Origin of the sequence: Methylophaga sp. UBA4204, assembly GCF_002379485.1 — a bacterium.
Classification (GTDB): Bacteria; Pseudomonadota; Gammaproteobacteria; order Nitrosococcales; family Methylophagaceae; genus Methylophaga.
In genome coordinates, this window is the sequence record NZ_DFTU01000033.1 from 37,797 (window position 1) to 38,419 (window position 623).

Annotated in this window: 1 protein-coding gene and 1 pseudogene; both read left to right on the forward strand. The window is 44.5% G+C overall.

What is annotated here, in order from left to right:
- Window positions 1-213: ExbD/TolR family protein (locus B3182_RS04365; RefSeq protein ID WP_292751692.1), on the forward strand; the 213-nt coding region annotated here is incomplete at its 5' end.
- 39 nt (window positions 214-252) lie between these two features.
- Window positions 253-623 (forward strand): annotated as a pseudogene (locus B3182_RS04370) (energy transducer TonB); the annotation flags it as partial.

Genomic DNA, 623 nt, shown 5'->3' on the forward strand with positions numbered 1-623 from the left:
GATGATGGTACGGTTTATTTTACCGATGAGGCCGTTTCTCAGGAGGAGCTTGATTTGCGATTACTGCAGACGGCAGAGAATGCTGACAGTACCGTTGAAATTTTTGCTGATGAGAAAGCCGAATATGGCAAAGTGGCTAAGGTTATGGCTTCCATTCAGCGAGCGGGCATTACTAAATTCACATTTGTCATGCAGCCTGAGACGATAAATTAACCATGATTCATTGGCTGAATACTGCTGTGAACACCTGATATGACAACTACTCTGGTCCCGGATTTTTCATCAGCTCAGGCCATTGGCTCTGATCGAATTATTCCAGGTTTTTTGCTGGCTTTAGCAATTCATATTGGTTTATTAATATTGTTTCTACCAGTGATTGAATATTCACCGCCAGCTGCCCCCATGCGGATTGCTGTACAAGTGACTCAGCTTCAAGAGATCGAACCGGTTGAAGAAGAACCCGAAATAGTCGAACCGGAGCCGATTCCTGAGCCGGTAGAACTGATAAAGCCTCCAGTTATTGATAAACAAATCCTTGTCGCCAAAGACGATACGCCACCAGAACCCGAAGAGCTGGTTGTGCTTGAAAAGGCACCTGAAGAGGAAGTTGTTGAAGAAATAAA